The 17,611-nt window shown below is 63.0% G+C and carries 14 protein-coding genes; 9 read left to right on the top strand and 5 right to left on the bottom strand.

Annotated features, from left to right (window positions below; genetic code table 11):
- The first annotated feature begins 165 nt into the window (after positions 1–165).
- The 3 genes from NKH06_RS09090 to glcF all read left to right on the top strand — a co-directional run bounded on the left by NKH06_RS09090 (position 166) and on the right by glcF (position 4,439).
- Positions 166–1,662, top strand: a complete 1,497-nt coding sequence (locus tag NKH06_RS09090; protein ID WP_352892800.1) for an FAD-linked oxidase C-terminal domain-containing protein — start codon at positions 166–168, stop codon at positions 1,660–1,662.
- Between the two features lie 235 nt (positions 1,663–1,897).
- Positions 1,898–3,103, top strand: a complete 1,206-nt coding sequence (locus tag NKH06_RS09085) for an FAD-binding protein (protein ID WP_352722352.1) — start codon at positions 1,898–1,900, stop codon at positions 3,101–3,103.
- Positions 3,104–3,113: 10 nt separating this feature from the next.
- Positions 3,114–4,439, top strand: a complete 1,326-nt coding sequence (glcF, locus tag NKH06_RS09080; RefSeq protein ID WP_023809025.1) for a glycolate oxidase subunit GlcF — start codon at positions 3,114–3,116, stop codon at positions 4,437–4,439.
- A gap of 176 nt (positions 4,440–4,615) precedes the next feature.
- Here the strand turns inward: glcF and NKH06_RS09075 are convergent, their stop codons facing one another.
- Together NKH06_RS09075 and NKH06_RS09070 are read right to left on the bottom strand one after the other, a co-directional pair.
- Positions 4,616–5,536: a bifunctional 5,10-methylenetetrahydrofolate dehydrogenase/5,10-methenyltetrahydrofolate cyclohydrolase gene (locus NKH06_RS09075; RefSeq protein ID WP_023809024.1), complete on the bottom strand. Its 921-nt coding sequence runs from the start codon at positions 5,534–5,536 to the stop codon at positions 4,616–4,618.
- A gap of 259 nt (positions 5,537–5,795) precedes the next feature.
- The gene (locus NKH06_RS09070; protein ID WP_023809023.1) at positions 5,796–6,533 is read right to left on the bottom strand and encodes a L,D-transpeptidase; all 738 of its coding nucleotides are present in this window, start codon (positions 6,531–6,533) and stop codon (positions 5,796–5,798) included.
- Between the two features lie 215 nt (positions 6,534–6,748).
- On the opposite strand from NKH06_RS09070, the gene NKH06_RS09065 reads away from it, so the two are divergent.
- Positions 6,749–7,387, top strand: coding sequence for a DNA-3-methyladenine glycosylase I (locus tag NKH06_RS09065; protein WP_352892797.1), 639 nt, complete (start codon positions 6,749–6,751; stop codon positions 7,385–7,387).
- A 29-nt stretch (positions 7,388–7,416) separates the two neighbouring features.
- Here the strand turns inward: NKH06_RS09065 and NKH06_RS09060 are convergent, their stop codons facing one another.
- The gene (locus tag NKH06_RS09060) at positions 7,417–7,671 is read right to left on the bottom strand and encodes a hypothetical protein (protein WP_023809021.1); all 255 of its coding nucleotides are present in this window, start codon (positions 7,669–7,671) and stop codon (positions 7,417–7,419) included.
- A 227-nt stretch (positions 7,672–7,898) separates the two neighbouring features.
- On the opposite strand from NKH06_RS09060, the gene hisS reads away from it, so the two are divergent.
- The 5 genes from hisS (at position 7,899) to NKH06_RS09035 (ending at position 14,680) form a co-directional block, all read left to right on the top strand.
- Entirely contained in the window at positions 7,899–9,404 is a 1,506-nt protein-coding gene (hisS, locus tag NKH06_RS09055; protein ID WP_352892796.1) for a histidine--tRNA ligase, read from the top strand.
- 178 nt (positions 9,405–9,582) lie between these two features.
- Positions 9,583–10,704 (top strand): ATP phosphoribosyltransferase regulatory subunit, encoded by a 1,122-nt coding sequence (locus tag NKH06_RS09050; protein ID WP_352628380.1) that lies wholly within the window; start codon positions 9,583–9,585, stop codon positions 10,702–10,704.
- A complete protein-coding gene (gene hisG / locus NKH06_RS09045; protein ID WP_352892794.1) occupies positions 10,701–11,399 on the top strand; it encodes an ATP phosphoribosyltransferase in 699 nt (232 codons plus the stop codon). The genes NKH06_RS09050 and hisG overlap by 4 nt, the downstream gene beginning before the upstream one ends.
- A 335-nt stretch (positions 11,400–11,734) precedes the next feature.
- On the top strand, positions 11,735–13,507 hold the full coding sequence (locus tag NKH06_RS09040; RefSeq protein ID WP_352892793.1) for an AMP-binding protein: 1,773 nt from the start codon (positions 11,735–11,737) through the stop codon (positions 13,505–13,507).
- Between the two features lie 69 nt (positions 13,508–13,576).
- The gene (locus NKH06_RS09035; protein WP_352892791.1) at positions 13,577–14,680 is read left to right on the top strand and encodes a calcium:cation antiporter; all 1,104 of its coding nucleotides are present in this window, start codon (positions 13,577–13,579) and stop codon (positions 14,678–14,680) included.
- A gap of 393 nt (positions 14,681–15,073) precedes the next feature.
- Here NKH06_RS09035 and NKH06_RS09030 read toward each other — a convergent pair whose 3' ends face one another.
- Entirely contained in the window at positions 15,074–16,126 is a 1,053-nt protein-coding gene (locus tag NKH06_RS09030; RefSeq protein WP_352892789.1) for a sensor histidine kinase, read from the bottom strand.
- Entirely contained in the window at positions 16,123–17,562 is a 1,440-nt protein-coding gene (locus tag NKH06_RS09025) for a DUF7125 family protein (RefSeq protein WP_023809013.1), read from the bottom strand. The genes NKH06_RS09030 and NKH06_RS09025 overlap by 4 nt, the downstream gene beginning before the upstream one ends.
- Positions 17,563–17,611 lie beyond the last annotated feature (49 nt).

Genomic DNA, 17,611 nt, shown 5'->3' with positions numbered 1-17,611 from the left:
GCTTCGTTCGCGACCCTCCCCACAAGGGGAGGGTGAGGGAGCGGCAGATTGCCGCTGAGGAAGCTTGCCTCAGCCTTGAAGCGGATTCCCCGCCGCCACAGGATTTGCACCCAACGCGCTTCACTGGTAAAAGATTTTGACCAGTCAAGCGAAATGAGGCTGCTGATGTCCGGCTTGGCCATGCCGAAACCAGACGACGCCACGATGCGCCGGCGCGACGAGATCGTCGCCGACATGCGCATCATCGTGCCGGGTGAGGGCGTCGTCGACGCCGCCAATTCCATGCGCGCCTTCGAGAGCGACGGCCTGACCGCCTATCGGCAGCTGCCGCTGGTTGTCGTGCTGCCGCAAACCGTGGCGCAGGTTTCGCGCGTGCTGAAATACTGCAACGACCGCAACATCCGCATCGTGCCGCGCGGCTCCGGCACCTCGCTGTCGGGCGGCGCACTGCCGCTCGAGGACGCGGTGCTTTTGGTCATGAGCCGCTTCAACCGCATCCTCGGGATCGATTTCCCCAATCGCGTCGTCGTTGCCCAGCCGGGCGTCACCAATCTCGGCATCACCGCCGCCGTCGAGCAGGAGGGCTTTTACTACGCCCCTGATCCATCCTCCCAGATCGCCTGCTCAATCGGCGGCAATGTCGCGGAGAATTCCGGCGGTGTGCACTGCCTGAAATACGGCCTAACCGCCAACAATGTGCTCGGCATCGAGATGGTGCTGATGAATGGCGAAGTGGTGCGGCTGGGCGGCAGTCATCTCGATGCGGAAGGCTACGACCTGCTCGGCGTCATGACCGGCTCCGAAGGGCTGCTCGGCGTCATCACCGAGGTTACCGTGCGCATCCTGAAGAAGCCGGAGACGGCACGTGCACTGCTGATCGGCTTCCCGACCAGCGAGCAGGGCGGCCAGTGCGTCGCCGACATCATCGGCGCCGGCATCATCCCGGGCGGCATGGAGATGATGGACCGGCCGGCGATCCATGCGGCGGAAGATTTCGTTCATGCCGGCTATCCCCTCGATGTCGAGGCGCTGCTGATCGTCGAGCTCGACGGCCCCGGCGTCGAGGTCGATCATCTGATCGGGCTGGTCGAGGCGATCGCCTACAAGAACGGCTCGACCACCTGCCGCATTTCGCAGTCGGAACAGGAACGGCTGAGCTTCTGGGCCGGCCGCAAGGCGGCGTTTCCGGCCGTTGGCCGCATCTCGCCCGACTACTACTGCATGGACGGCACCATCCCGCGCAAGGAGCTGCCGCGCGTGCTCGCCGGCATGCGCGAGCTGTCGGAAAAATACGGTCTCGGCGTCGCCAATGTCTTTCATGCCGGCGACGGCAATCTGCATCCGCTGATCCTCTACGATGCCAACGTACCGGGCGAACTCGACAAGGCCGAAAGCTTCGGCGCCGACATATTGCGGCTCTGCGTCAAGGTCGGCGGCGTCTTGACCGGCGAACACGGTGTGGGCGTGGAAAAACGCGACTTGATGCCGGAAATGTTCACCCAGATCGATCTCGACCAGCAGATGCGGGTCAAATGTGCCTTCGATCCCAACCATCTGCTCAACCCGGGAAAAGTGTTCCCGCAGCTGCGGCGATGCGCCGAGCTTGGGCGGATGCACATTTCCGGCGGCAAACTGCCGTTCCCAGACATTCCGAGGTTTTGAGGGATATGTCGGCGCTTGAACACCCCCCTCTGTCCTGCCGGACATCTCCCCCGCTAGGGGGGAGATTGGATGTCGTTTTGGCTTTCGCCAATCACCAAGGTTTGAAAGGCGCGGTCGTGCGAGCTGCCAATCTCCCCCCTTGCGGGGGAGATGTCCGGCAGGACAGAGGGGGGTGTGAAGAAACGCGGCCGATGTGGCCTTCCCCGCTTCGCTGGGCGAGGAACAGGGGTCGCCCATGACCACCTTCACCCCGACCACCTCATCCGAAGTCCCCTCCACCGTCGCCTGGGCAGCGGCGGAAGGCTCGCCGCTGGAAATCCTCGGCCACGGCTCCAAGCGTGGCATCGGCCGGCCGCTGCAAACCGAACACACGCTCGACTTGTCGAAACTCTCTGGCGTCACGCTCTATGAACCGGCTGAACTGGTGCTGTCGGCAAAAGCCGGCACACCGCTGGCCGAGATCGAAAAGCTGCTGGCGGAAAACGGCCAGCAGCTTGCCTTCGAGCCGATGGACTACGGCCCACTGCTCGGCGGCGAAGCTGGCAAAGGCACAATCGGCGGCGTGCTCGCCGCGAACCTCTCCGGTCCGCGCCGGCTGAAGGCGGGCGCGGCGCGCGATCATATCCTGGGCATCAATGTGGTGTCCGGGCGCGGCGAGGCCTTCAAGTCGGGCGGTCGCGTGGTCAAGAACGTCACCGGCTATGACATGTCCAAGCTGATGGCCAACAGCTGGGGCACGCTGGCCGCCTTCACCGACGTCACCTTCAAGGTGCTGCCGGCAGCCGAGACCGAAGTCACGCTCGCCATCCGTGGCTTGCTCGACGATGCCGCTGCCGCCGCCATGGCCCTGGCGCTTGGCTCGAGTGCTGAAGTGTCGAGTGCCGCCCATCTGCCGGAGCGGATCGCCGCGCGCGTCGCCGGCGGCAGTCTCGGCAGCGAGGCCGCCACGCTGCTGCGTGTCGAGGGTTTCGGCCCGTCGGTTGCCTACCGTATTGCCGCGCTGAAAACGCTGCTCGGCAAGGCCGGGCCGCTGCAGGAGATTGCCGGTGAAACCTCACGGCTGATCTGGCGCGATGTGCGCGATTGCAGGCCCTTCGCCGACAACGGCGAGAAACCGGTCTGGCGTGTCTCGATGACGCCGGGACAGTGCCACCAGATGGTCCTGACACTGCGCATGCAGGCCGCCGTCAGCGCCTTCTATGACTGGCAGGGCGGGCTGGTGTGGCTGCGCATGGAACAAGGCGACCCGGAAGCCGCCCTGCTGCGCGGGCTGTTGAGGAAACATGGCGGCGGCCATGCGACGCTGGTGCGTGCCGCACCTTCGCATCGCGCCGCTCTGCCGGTGTTCGAGCCGCAGCCGCCGGCGCTTGCCGCACTAGCGGTGCGCCTGAAACAGGAATTCGACCCGAAGAATATCCTCAATCCCGGCCGAATGGCCTAGGACATCAGCGATGCAGACCAATTTTTCGCTTGCCCAGCTTGCCGATCCGCATGTCGCGGAATCGGAAAAGATCCTGCGCAAATGCGTGCATTGCGGCTTCTGCACCGCCACCTGCCCGACCTATGTGACGCTTGGCAACGAGCTCGATTCACCGCGCGGGCGCATCTACCTGATCAAGGACATGCTGGAAAACGGCCGTCCGGCCGACAAGGAGATCGTCACCCATATCGATCGCTGCCTGTCCTGCCTTGCCTGCATGACCACCTGCCCGTCGGGCGTCAACTACATGCATCTGGTCGACCATGCCCGCGCCCATATCCAGGAGACCTACAAGCGGCCGCTGCTCGACCGCCTGACCCGCGCCATGCTGGCCTTCGTGCTGCCCTATCCCCAGCGTTTTCGCGCCGCGCTCAAGCTGGCGAAGCTGGGCAAGCCGTTTATGGGCTTGTTCGACAAGGTTCCGGCGCTGAAGCCGCTGAGTGCGATGCTCAAGCTCGCGCCGGCCTCGATCCCGACAGCATCGTCGATAGCTTCACCTGGCATCCATGCCGGGCAGGGGAGCAAAAGAGGCCGCGTCGCCATCCTCACCGGCTGCGCGCAATCGGTGCTCGATCCCGCCATCAACGACACCACGATTTCGCTGCTGACGCGGCTCGGTGTCGAGGTCGTGGTGCCACCGGGCGAGGGCTGCTGCGGGGCGCTGGTTCATCATATGGGGCGCGAGCAGGCCGCGCTTGCCTCTGCGAGGCAGAATGTCGATGCCTGGACGCGCGCCATCGAACAAGGCGGGCTCGATGCCATCGTCATCACTGCCTCCGGCTGCGGCACGACGATCAAGGACTACGGCTTCATGCTGCGGCTCGACCCGGCCTATGCCGACAAGGCGGCGCGCGTTTCGGCGCTGGCCAAGGACATTACCGAATATCTCTCGACCTTCGACCTGCCTGAACCGGCGCGCAAGCCGGGCACGGTCGTCGCCTATCACTCGGCCTGTTCGATGCAGCACGGCCAGAAGATCACCCGCCAGCCGAAGGAACTGCTCGCCAAGGCCGGCTTCATCGTGCGCGAGCCGCGCGAAGGGCATTTGTGCTGCGGTTCGGCCGGCACCTACAACATCCTGCAGTCCGAAATCTCGGCCAAACTGCGCGACCGCAAGGTGACAAACATCGAGGCGACGGGGGCTTCGATCGTCGCCACCGGCAACATCGGCTGCATCACCCAGATCGCTTCCGCCGCCAAGCTGCCGGTGGTGCACACGATAAAACTGCTCGACTGGGCCTATGGCGGACCGATGCCGGAAGGGGTCCCCGAGGAAAGGCTGGTTGCGGCTGAGTAGCGTGGCGTTGCCGCTGTCAGAGTTAACGGCAAGTCTCCCTCATCCGGCCGCTTCGCGGCCACCTTCTCCCCGAGGGGAGAAGAGGTTTGCGCCGGCGGTGACAATCTCCTCTCCCTCGGGGAGAGGTCAGCCGAGCGAAGCGGAGGCTGGGTGAGGGGGCTGGCGCCGCTCTGTGCTTACTCCGCCGCGAGCCTGTCCGCCGTGCCGTAGGTCGCCTCATAGAGCGCGCGCTGGCGGCTGAGCGCGACCATGGTGTTGCGCAGCAGGATGGCGACCGTGATCGGGCCGACGCCGCCCGGCACCGGGGTGATCCAGGAGGCGACCTCGCGGACGCTCTCGGTGTCGACGTCGCCGACGATGCGGCTTGAGCCGTCGGGGCCGATTTCGGAATTGATGCCGATGTCGATGACGGCCGCACCCGGCTTGACCATGTCGGCCTTGATCAGCCGCGGCTTGCCGACGGCGACGAACAGCGCATCGGCACGTCGCGCATGGGCGGCGACCGACCGCGTCATGTGGTGGCACACGGTCACCGTCGCGCCTTCGCTCATCAACAGGAAGGCGATCGGCTTGCCGACGATTTCCGAATGGCCGACGATGACGACTTCCAGCCCCTTGAGGTCGGGGCCGGTTTCCTTGAGCAGTTCGACCGAGGCCGCCGCCGTGCAAGGCGCGAGATCGAGCTGGTTGTAGACGATGTTGCCGATCGAGGCCGGATGCATGCCTTCGACATCCTTGAGCGGATGCACCGCCGCCTGCAGCGTCCTGATCGGGATATGCACTGGGACCGGCCGCTGAATGATGATGCCGGTGACGCGCGGATCGGCATTCAGGCCGTGAATGGCCGCTTCCAACTCGCCTGCCGTGATGGTGGCGGGAAAGCGCCGTTCCTCGAAATCGATGCCGGCGAGCTCAGCCTTGGCGCGCTGGTTGCGTACATAAACATCCACCGCATCGGTGTCGCCGACGGTGATCGAGATCAGCTTGGGCGGAAAACCCTCGGCTTTGGCGATCGCGGCGTCCTCGCGAACGGCGGCGATGATGCGCTGGGCGACCGGGCCGCCCTTGAGATAACGGCTGTCTTCGGACAGGAGCATGGGTGAACTCTTTTGTGGAACTAGCCACCGAGATAGCAAAAGAATGCGGTAAAGGGCAGCATGAAAGCGAACCGCTATGCCCGTTGCGCGACGCGTGGGTGACCTTTGCCCTCGATTTCTGCTCAAAAACGGAAAGGGCAGCGCGGTTTCCCGTGCTGCCCTTCCTGACCGGCCGCATCCCCATACGGCCCGTCCCCCGTTGTCCCTAACCGGCTCGAAAAGCGGACTGCTTTGCCGGCCAAGTGATTCGCAAGACCTACTATATCACCTCGACCGTGGTTCCGACATTGACCCGTTCATAGAGGTCGACGACGTCCTCGTTGCGCATGCGGATGCAGCCCGATGACACCGCACCGCCGATCGTCCACGGCTGGTTGGTGCCGTGGATGCGGTACTCGGTCGTGCCGAGGTAGAGCGCGCGGGCGCCAAGCGGGTTCTCCGTGCCGCCGGCAAGATAGGTCGGCAAATAGCGGCCCTTGGCGGCTTCACGCTTGATCATCTGCGCCGGCGGGCGCCAGTCCGGCCATTCGCGCTTGTTGGTGATCTTGTGCGTACCCGACCATTCGAAGCCCGGCTTGCCGGTGCCGACGCCATAGCGCCTTGCCTTGCCGTTCTTCTCGACCAGGAAGAGGAAATTCTGCGTGGTGTCGATGACGATCGTGCCCGGCTTCTGGCCTCCGTCATAGTCGACTTCCTGCGGCAGGTAGATCGGGTTGATCTGAGGACGCGCGACCATGCGCTTGGCCGGCGGCTGCACCGCCGCCGTCTGCACCCGGTCGGGCTGCGCCGGGCGCAGGCGCCGCTGTTGCTGGACGACCTGGCGGTTCTGGCGCACGATGCCGGGTGCCTGGCCAAGCTGCAGCACCCAGGGTGCGGAAAGGTCGGGGCTCACCATCACCGGCGGCCTGTCGGCATAGCGGTCGCCGGCGGTTGAGGGTGTGACGCCGGCGGCAAACACAGCCACGGCGCCGAGCACGGGAAACAGAACTGTCTTCATCGTAACGCACCTTGATCGTCTGATACAAAACGGGTGGAAACGTCCTCCCGGTTCGGCGATCATTGGCGCGCAAGCAGCAACCGAAACATGAATCGGAATGCGTAAAATGCGGAACTGTCGGTAAACCTTTTGGTGTGGTTACCGCCGGGTTCAGGAATCTGGTAAAGCCGCAGTAAATGCCGCGCAAAAGCGCGTTAACGAACGGATTTTGGCTTATGGACAAGGAAAACACCGGACTGCTCGCCGGTCCCGATGGTGTCGCGCGCTGCTTCTGGCACGGCAATCTGCCCGACTATCTGCACTACCACGATCATGAATGGGGCCGGCCTGTGGCCGACGACCGCAGGCTGTTCGAAAAGATCTGCCTCGAAGGCTTTCAGTCTGGCCTGTCGTGGCTGACCATTCTGCGCAAGCGGGAGAATTTTCGCGAAGCCTTCGCCAATTTCGAATTCGACAAGGTCGCCGCCTTCACCGACAAGGATGTCGAGCGCCTGCTCGGCAATGCCGGCATCATCCGCCATCGCGGCAAGATCGTCTCGACCATCAACAACGCCAAGCGCGCCCGCGAAATGGCCGACGAGTTCGGCTCGCTGGCCGCCTGGTTCTGGAAGTTCGAACCCGGCAAGGATGAGCGGCCCGTGATCGTCGATCTCGCGCATCTGCGCGCCAACCCGACCACGGCCGTCTCGGTGCGGATTTCGAAGGAGCTGAAGAAGCGCGGCTGGAGCTTCGTCGGCCCGACCACGGTCTACGCCTTCATGCAGGCCATGGGCCTGGTCAACGACCATCTCGAGGGCTGCATCTGCCGCAAAGAGGTCGAGAAGCAGCGGAAGGCGTTCAAAAGGCCGAAGTAGCCCCTCTACTTCCGGTAAAGCGAGTAATTTCAGGTGCCGTTGGCGCTGGCCAGCACCAGGCCGGCGACGATCGCCACCACCGTGGCCACGGTCGGATAGATCACCAGCAGGCCGGTCATCAACGCGTCGCGCATGGATGGGCCTTTGCCGGTGTCGGCCGGCACTTCGAACGGGCCGGCAGCCTGGCTGACCATTTTCGGAGCGTGGATGTCGGCCGGGCGCAAGCGCGCGGGCAATTCGCCGGCTTCGCCATCAATAGCGTAAAATCTTGCTGTGCTGACCATGGCCCCGAGCCCTCATTTACCCCGCCTTATCGGCGACGATTGTGTCGGCACGATGCCGCACCCGTGTCGGGATTGTTTCATTTTCGATGCGGTTTTGTTTCACGGAGGTTCGAGCGTGGTGCTGGGTGCCGACCCTTGCCGCTCCCGGCTGCATCAGTTAGGAAACGCGCGCTGCCGAATAGGAAATTTCCTATCCCGCAACGCCACGAAACACCGGATGCTCACTCATGGCCGACAAATCGGAAAAGACGAAAGCGCGACTGCCGCGCGGTTTTGCCGACCGCAGCGCCGAGGACATCCGCGCCGTCGAGAAGATGATGGCGACGATCCGCTCGGTCTATGAGCTTTATGGCTTCGAACCGGCAGACCAGCCGCTGATCGAATACACCGACGCGCTGGGAAAATTCCTGCCCGACCAGGACCGGCCGAACGAAGGCGTGTTCTCCTTCCAGGATGACGACGACCAGTGGCTGTCGCTGCGCTACGACCTGACCGCGCCGACGGCCCGTTTCGTCGCCGAGAATTACGAGCGCCTGCCCAAGCCTTACCGCAGCTATCGCTCCGGCTGGGTGTTCCGCAACGAGAAGCCAGGCCCCGGCCGCTTCCGCCAGTTCATGCAGTTCGACGCCGACACGATCGGTACGCCGGGCGTGGCCGCCGACGCCGAAATGGCGATGATGATGGCCGACGTCATGGAAGCGCTCGGCATCAAGCGCGGCGACTACGTCATCCGCGTCAACAACCGCAAGGTGCTGGACGGTGTGCTGGAGGCGATCGGGCTTGGCGGCGAGGAGAATGCCGGCCGCCGGCTGACGGTGCTGCGGGCGATCGACAAGCTGGACAAGCTCGGGCCGGAAGGCGTGAAGCTTTTGCTTGGCCCGGGCCGCTGGGACGGCGGCAGGGAGGGCGAAGGCGACTTCGCCAAGGGCGCCGGATTGAACAACGGGCAAGCCGAGGCGGTTCTTCTCGCGACTGCGAGGACTATACAGGCCGGCCAGGATTCCATGGTCAGTTCGAACACCATCTACCAGGAAGGCGTCGGCGAACTCGCCACGATTGAAGCGCTGGTCAGGGCGGCAGGATATGGCGAGGACCGTATCGCCATGGACCGCTCGGTCGTGCGCGGCCTCGAATACTACACCGGCCCGGTTTTCGAAGCCGAGCTTCTGGCCGAAATCCCCAACGAAGACGGCCAGATCGTGCGCTTCGGCTCGGTCGGTGGCGGCGGCCGCTATGATGGCCTCGTCTCGCGTTTTCGCGGCGAGCCTGTGCCGGCGACCGGCTTTTCCATCGGCGTCTCCAGGTTGATGACCGCGCTGAAGAACCTCGGCAAGCTCGACGCCTCGGATGTGATCGCACCTGTCGTCGTGCTGGTGATGGACAAGGACACCGACAGCCTCGGCCGCTACCAGAAGATGGTTTCGGAGCTGCGTGCCGCCGGCATCCGCTCCGAAATGTATCTCGGCGGCGCCGGCATGAAGGCGCAGCTCAAATATGCCGACCGCCGCGGCTGCCCGGTCGCAATCATCCAGGGTGGCGACGAGCGCGCCAAGGGCGAGCTGCAGATCAAAGACCTGATCGAAGGCGCGCGCATGTCGGCCGAAATCACCGACAACGCCGAATGGCGCGCCGCGCGCCCGGCGCAGGTGACGGTGGCGGAAAGCGAGCTGGTTGGTGAGGTGAAGAAGATATTGGCGGCGCAGGCCGCTGATCGCGCGAAAGGTGGCGCTTGAATACCCCCCTCTGGCCTGCCGGCCATCTCCCCCGCAAGGGGGGAGATTGGATGCCGCCGAGGCTTTCGCCAATCTCCGGTGTTGAAGATGGCGCGCCAAGCTCGAAGCTGCCAATCTCCCCCCTTGCGGGGGAGATGGCCGGCAGGCCAGAGGGGGGTGCCTCGCGCCCATCCGATCGATGACCTCCCGCTACCCCGCAATATCAACCGACATCACCAACCTCTTCGCCACCCGCAACACGCATGCGGTCGAAGTCGCCATATTGCAGCCGGCCGACCCGTTCCTCGACATGGCCGGCGAGGATCTACGCCGCCGTATCTTCCTGACCGAAAGCGAAACCGGGCAGACATTGTGCCTGCGGCCGGAATTCACCATTCCGGTCTGCCTCGACCACATAAGCTCGCAGGCCGGCACGCCGCGCCGTTATTCCTATCTGGGCGAGGTGTTTCGCCAGCGCCGCGAAGGCGGCAACGAGTTCTTCCAGGCCGGCATAGAGGATCTTGGCGACCGCGATACCGCTGGGGCCGATGCCCGCTCGGTGGCGGACGCGCATGCGCTGCTGTCGCTGGTGCTGCCTGGTCAGGCGCTGGCCATCACGCTCGGCGACCAGACCATTTTCGAGGCGGTTCTGGCTGCCCTTGGCCTGCCGCGCGGCTGGCGCATGCGCCTTGCCCGTGCGTTCGGCTCGGCGCCGATGCTTGAGGCGGCACTCGCCGATCTCGCCAACCCGCCGCGCAACGGCCAACTCTCCGGTCCGGTCGCCGCTCTCGTCCTCGACGGTGATCTGGACGGTCTTTCCGCTCACATCGCCAGCGGCATGGAAGAGGCGGGCCTGTCGGCGTCCGCCGGACGCGCGCCGTCCGACATTGCCCGGCGGCTGATCGAGAAAGCCGAATTGCGCAGCGTTCGGTTGTCGAGCGAGGCCTTTTCCGCGCTGAAGGATTTTCTGGCGATCGACGTTCCGCTTGATGGCGCAACCCAGGCGCTGGAGTCCTTCGCCACCGGCGCCGGTCTGTCGCTCGATGTCGCGCTGGAAAAGTTCGCTGCCCGCGCCAAGGCGATCGAAACGCATGGCTTGCCGGCCGATAAAGTCCGCTACGACGCCGCCTTCGGCCGCCCGCTCGATTACTACACCGGCCTGGTTTTCGAAATCGCGGCCGACAATGGCGACCGGCCGCTGGTCGGCGGCGGCCGCTATGACCGGCTGCTGACCTTGCTTGGCGCGAAGACGCCTATCCCCGGCGTCGGCTTTTCGGTCTGGCTCGACCGCATCGAGGCATTGCGGGAGACGGCGCCATGATCACGCTGGCGGTCCCATCCAAAGGGCGCCTGAAAGAACAGGCGCTGGACGTGCTGGCCAAAGCCGGCCTCGCCGTCAGCCTGCCCGGCGACGAGCGCAAGTACCACGCCCGCGTCGAGGGCCTGGACGATGTCGAAGTGGTGTTCCTGTCGGCTTCCGAGATATCAGGCGAGATCGGCCAGGGCGCCGTCGATCTCGGCATCACCGGCGAGGATTTGGTGCGTGAAAACCTCGCCGACTGGGAGACCCGCGCCGAATTTGTCGCCCGTCTCGGCTTCGGCAATGCCGATGTGGTGGTTGCCGTGCCCGACATCTGGCTCGATGTCGACACCATGGCCGATCTCGACGACGTCGCCGCCGATTTTCGCCAGCGCCATGGCCGGCGGCTGCGCATCGCCACCAAATACTGGCGGCTGACCCAGCAATTCTTCTCGCAGAAGCACGGCATCCAGGTTTATCGCATCGTCGAGAGCCTAGGGGCAACCGAAGGCGCGCCGGCGGCCGGTCTGGCCGATGTCATCGTCGACATCACAACCACCGGCTCGACGCTGCGCGCCAATCATCTCAAGGTGCTGGGCGATGGCCTCGTCCTGCGCTCACAGGCCTGTCTGGTAGCGTCGAAGAGGACACGGGCAGCGGCGGATGAGGCACTCTTGCGCGACATCGCGGCGAAGATGGCGTCAGCGGTCGGATAGCGGCGGGCCTTCGCCCGCTGCCCTCAGGGCTCCAAACCCAGCTTCAAAACCCTTACGGCGGTCCGTCCTGCGGTGTCGGTAACTTTGCGCCAGGGTTTTTCCTGTATAGGAATTATTTCCTTGACCGGTGCAGTCAGCTATGGTACATTTTTGCCTATGGTGCTGATTTGCGCCAGTGACCCGCCGCCCAGGCGGGTTTTTGCGTTTTGATGTTCGTCAACCAACGAAGGCCCCGAAGCGTCGTGGACCGTATCGTTGCCCGGCCCCGACCATCGGCGGGATTTTCACCACCCCCTCGGGCTGATAGGCTCGGCCAGTCCCGGGAGGAGAGAGCGATGCCGGTCAATCTCGACGAGCTGAAGAATGCCAGCAATCTGCGCGGACGCGGCGCGCGTGCTGGCGGTGTCTTCGTCGCACCCGTCGACAACAGGGCGCATGTCTCTGGCGAACGCAGCGTGCCGCTGCTCGACAAGACCATCCCCGCGCTGTTTTCCGACACCGTCAGCAAATACGGCACGCTCGACGCCGCCGTTTTCGTCGATCAGGACAAGCGCTTCACCTGGAGCGAACTTTCGGACACGGTGGACGCGCTGGCCGCCGGCTTCCTGGCACTGGGGTTGGCAAAGGGCGATCGCGTCGGCATCTGGTCGCCCAACCGCTGGGAATGGCTGGTGACGCAGTTCGCCACCGCCCGCATCGGCCTGATCCTGGTCAACATCAACCCCGCCTATCGGTTGACCGAGCTCGACTATGCGCTGAACAAGGTCGGCTGCAAGGCGCTGGTCACCGCTGCCAGGTTCAAGACGTCAGACTATCTCGGCATGATCGAGACGCTGGCACCCGAGATCGCCAAGGCCACGTCGGGCAAGCTCAAGGCACAGAAACTGCCGGCGCTGAAGATCGTCATCCGCATGGGCGACGAGAATTCGCCCGGCATGTTCAATTTCGGCGACGTGCTGGCCATGGCCGGGCGTGACGAGCATGACAGCCTCGACCGCATCTCGGAGAAGCTGAAGCCGGGCGAGGCCATCAACATCCAGTTCACCTCAGGCACCACGGGAGCCCCCAAGGGCGCGACCCTGACCCACAGCAACATCGTCAACAACGGCAATTTCGTCACTTCGGCGATCAAGCTGACCGCCGACGACCGGCTGTGCATTCCGGTGCCGCTCTATCACTGCTTCGGCATGTCGATGGGCACGATGGGTTGCGTCTCGAAAGGCGCGACCATGGTTTTCCCGGGAGAAGGGTTCGACGCCGGCGCCACACTGAAGGCGGTGGCTCAGGAACGCTGCACCGGGCTTTATGGCGTGCCGACCATGTTCGTCGCCCTGCTGGATCATCCGGATTTTTCCGCCTTCGATCTCTCCAGCCTGCGCACCGGCATCATGGCCGGCTCGCCATGCCCGATCGAGGTGATGAAGAAGGTGGTGTCGCTGATGCATATGGAACAGGTGACTATCGCCTACGGCATGACCGAGACCAGCCCGGTCTCGTTCCAGAGCGGCGTCGACGACCCCTTGGAAAAGCGCGTCTCGACCGTCGGGCGCATCCACCCCCATGTCGAGGTCAAGGCGGTCGATGCCGGTGGCGCCACCGTTGCGGTCGGCGTACCGGGCGAGCTTTGCACGCGCGGCTATTCGGTGATGAAGGGTTATTGGGACGACGAGGAGAAGACCCGCGAGGCGATCGACAGCGACGGCTGGATGCACACCGGCGACCTCGCCACCATCGATGCCGAGGGTTATTGCAACATCGTCGGCCGGGTCAAGGATATGGTCATCCGCGGTGGCGAGAATGTCTATCCCAGGGAGGTCGAGGAATTCCTCTACCGCCATCCAAAGGTCAAGGAGGTGCAGGTGTTCGGCATTCCCGACGCCAAATATGGCGAGGAGCTGTGCGCCTGGATCGTGCTCAAGCCCGGCCAGATCGCCACGGAGCAGGAGGTCAGGAACTTCTGCGCCGGCCAGATCGCCCATTACAAGATCCCCCGCCACATACGCTTCCGCACCGAATTGCCGATGACGGTGACCGGCAAGCCGCAGAAGTTCTTGATGCGCGAGGCGATGGTGGAGGAACTGGGGCTGGTGGCGCAGAAGACGGCGTGAACGGGTGAACGCTTCGATCTGTCGGTGCGCGAATGCAGCCACGGTTCGCAGCAGCGCGCAGGGGCTTGCATGGGCGGTTTCAAACGATCGGTGGTTTCTTATGCGATGCCCTTGGCCGCCTTGGTGATGGCTGTTGCAGTCAGGGCAGGCGGGCTGTCGGCGGACGAAGGTTCGCTGAGCGCCAGGATACTCGTCGGAGCGCTTTCGAGTGCGATCATGTTCACCACCATTTTCGTGGTGCTCGACCACGCCGAGTCGGTGGCTCGGCGTGTAGGAGAGCCCTACGGCACATTGGTGCTGACTTTTGCCGTGACGGCAATCGAGGTGTCGATCATCGTTTCCATGATGCTGCATGGAGAGAACAACCCGACGCTTGCACGTGAGTCCGTCTTTTCAACGGTGATGATTGCATCCACCGGCGTCGTCGGCACGTGTCTTGCGCTTGGCGGCTGGCGTCATCGCAAGCAGGCAATTGTTCGACAAGGGACCAGCGCATATTTGGCGGTTCTGATCGCACTGACCATCATGACGCTTATTTTGCCGACCTACACACAAGCTACGGGGCCGGGCACATTTTCGGCAGCTCAACTTGGCTTTGTGAGCGTGCTTTCGGTGCTGCTTTATGCGAGTTTTGTGTTCGCGCAGACTGTCCGCCACCGAGAAGACTTTGTCGAAGGGCAGGCCCACGGCGTTGCGCTGCGGACTGCCCCTGACGAAAGCGTCTTTGCCGGCACATTGCTGCTCTTGATCGGGCTGATCGGCATTGTCATGCTCGCCGAGCAGGTCGCCGCAAGTGTTGAAAACACGCTCGTTGCCTATCAGGTGACACAGGCTGACAGCATTGTGGGGGCATTGATCGCCGGGCTGGTTTTGATGCCAGAGGCCATTTCGGCGGTTCGCGCTTCACTCAACAATGAACTGCAACGCGGCTTGAATGTCGCGATGGGTTCCGCTTGCGCCACAATTGGTTTGACAATACCGGCGGTCGCAGCCGCCAGCCTGCTGACGGGAAGAGGGTTAACCCTGGGGCTGCCGGCGACTGACACAGTGCTTTTGATTTTAGCGCTGTTCATATGCAACGTAAGTTTTAGTACTGAAAGAACAACATTCTTGACGGGTGCGGTCCATATCGTGGTATTTCTTACATATATATTTCTTATATTTGTACCATGAACTCTGGCTCAGTTGGCAATTAGATGCGGCACGAGACAGCCGCCAACGGACTGCTTGGGTTCATCAGCCTGGAAGCCGATAGCGAACTGCAGACGACCGCTCTTTGCCTGAGATGGCGCTTCCGCGCCGAATTGCCGAGGACGTGACCGGCAAGCCGCAGAAGTTCTTGATGCGCAAGGCATGGTCGAGGAATTGGGGCTGCTGGCGCAGAAGACGGCTTGAGGGCTGGCTCGCGCTGCGGCTGGGCAACGGCCGGCGTCGACTGTGAACCCCGATTGGCATCCAACACCGGTGGGCCGTCCACGTCGACATTTGAGCCAGCTTCAATTGATAGCAATCTCGATGTTTCTCGAGATGCCGTGCTTTTGGGTGAGCAGCCAAGGTGCCGCTACACTACTCGGTTGATTGCGGGCTAAGGCGGGAGAGTAGTCCGTGAATCGAGAAACGCAGGCCATCCGATGCGAAGACGAGATCAGGAGGCTCTCCAAACAGGCTGGTCAGTGCGGCGCGCATATAGCGTGTGCCGTATCCTACTCGCGAGGGCTGAACGACCGGCGGTCCTCCCGATTCTGTCCATCTCAGCGCCAGAACTGGTTCCGAACTCGAAGCGATCTTCCATTCCAAATCTATCCTTCCTTCGGGATAGGACAATCCGCCATATTTGATCGCATTCGTTGCAAGCTCGTGGAGCGAGAGAGCGAGCGTCGTGCCGGCCTCGCGCGAAAGCAACACCTCGGGCCCCTCAATCGTAATGCCGTGTTGTCCGCTGGAAATGTACGGCGCGAGGACCGAATTCACGACATCTGTCAAAGGTACGGCCTCGCCGCCGGCCGCAAATACAGCGGAATGAACATCCGCCAAGGCTCTCAAGCGGCCCTTGAAGTCTTCGGACAGGCTGGCTGCCGAGGTTGCGGCGCGCCGTGTCATGTCAAAGATTGATACGACTGTTGCGAGGATGTTTTTTACCCGATGATTGAGTTCGAGGCGCAGCTCGGTTTCCCGCTCAAGGTAATCGCGTACGTCGCGCTGGCGGGCTCTGGTGAGGAGTGCCGACTGTATCCCGCTGATCAGTTCCAACGCGGCCACGGGACGTTGGTAAAAAATCTGGCGTGAACGTGGCCAGGCAGCGTTCAGGGCGGCCTGGACGCGCACTTGGGGCGCCGCGCGGTCGAGTAGGATCACGATGGGTATTTCCGACCAGTTCGGCTGATGCTGAAGGAAACTGGCAACAGTTGCGATGGCCGTGGGGTCCAAGGCTTCATGCGTAACGACCAGCACCCCGGGAGATAACGCAAGCAGGTTGTTCAAATCCGCGGGGTCGGCCGCTTGAGCCCGAACACCGCGCTCCTGCAGCAGGGAGGTCGTGTAAGCAGCGTCCTTACGGTAGGGCGCCAAAATGAGCACCCAATCGAGCGTTCCCAGACCGTTGGAATCGGTGCCGCTCACGTCTCAGGCAGAGGATTGTAGGCAACGACCGAAACCCCGGAGCTTGCAATGAAGAGTTCCCGGACATCGAGGTCGTGCGGACCGTGGCGCTTTTTGACGACTGTAATGTTGCGCCTCAACCGGCCCTCGTGCTCGGCCATACGAAGTAGAAGCACGGTATCCCCGAGAAAGCTGACATCGACGTCAATCCCGACATTCTGCCCGAGCAATCCATGCTGCGCGACGATGAGCATTGTCAGCACGTCCGCACGCGCGAGATGTTTCAGGAGAGATTGGATGTCGAGCACCGCCTTTTCGCGGTGGGGAAGTGAATTCAGATAGCCCGTGAAGCTGTCAATCACCACCACACGTGTATTGTTGCGGCTGACGACTTGCTGCACGATCTGGCCGAACTCGCCTGGCGAGATTTCGTTCGGGCTAAAATCGTAGATGACCAGTTGGCCATCCTTGTGGAACTGCCGCAGGTCCATCCCGAGCCCTTCGGAGCGGCGAAAGAAGGTCTCCAACCGCTCCTCGAACAGGAAGAGGGCAACGCTCTCGCCTCGCTTGAGAGAAGCCGTCGCGTAAAGAGACGACATAGTTGACTTGCCGGTTCCGGACTGACCGATAACCAGTGTTATTGTTCCTGACTCCTGACCGCCGCCAAACATCTCGTCGAGAGCCTCGACTCCCGATTTGATCAGTTGCGGCTTGGTCACCTCGGGAGGCGAGCCCGGCACAATCCTTGGAAACACAACGACGCCTTCACCCTCGCGAATGGCCATGTCATGATAACCGTCGGCATAAGGCACGCCACGCATCTTGCTGACTTCGATCCGCCGGCGCACCGCACCATAGTCCTCGAGCGACTTATCAAGGCGGATGACGCCGTGGGCGATGCCCTCGATTTCCTCGCCATTGTGATCGCCGCCACTGGTTTGGGTATCGAGCAAAACAGCCACAATGCCCCGCCTGGCCAGGAAGGCTTTGAAGCCGATCAGTTCCCGCCTAAACCTTGGCGTATCGCCGGTGATCAGCCGGATTTCGAGCAAGGAGTCGTACACCAGTCTGTGTGGTTTATATTCTTCGATCGCGCGTTCGATCGCCTTGCGCGTCTCATCCAAGCGAAGGTCGGCGGTCTGGAAAATCGTCTGATCGGCTGCGCCACTCACGGCTTCGGAGGCCGAAAGCTCTTCGACGCGAATTCCATCGAGCGTCCAGCCGTGTGAAGAGGCAATCGCCTGCAGTTCGGAAGCGGTTTGCGAAAGGCTGACGTAGATGCAGCGTTCACCGGCCGCCACGCCGGCACGCAGAAACTGCAAGGCTGCCGTGGTTTTGCCTGCGCCGGGATCGCCCTGCACGATATAAAAGTTCGAAGCGGGCAGACCACCACGAAGAATTTCGTCCAAGCCGGCGATACCGGAACTTACAACGGGCTGCTTTTTTCGCTCGGCCATTCCGCCCCTAGTCTCCACCAGAAACTGTCAGCCCGTCATTGGGCATCAA

This window comes from Mesorhizobium sp. M1342 (genome assembly GCF_040317955.1).
Taxonomy (GTDB): domain Bacteria; phylum Pseudomonadota; class Alphaproteobacteria; order Rhizobiales; family Rhizobiaceae; genus Mesorhizobium.
The sequence above is the reverse complement of the archived record's forward strand: the minus strand, read 5'-3'. Positions and strand labels throughout refer to the sequence as shown.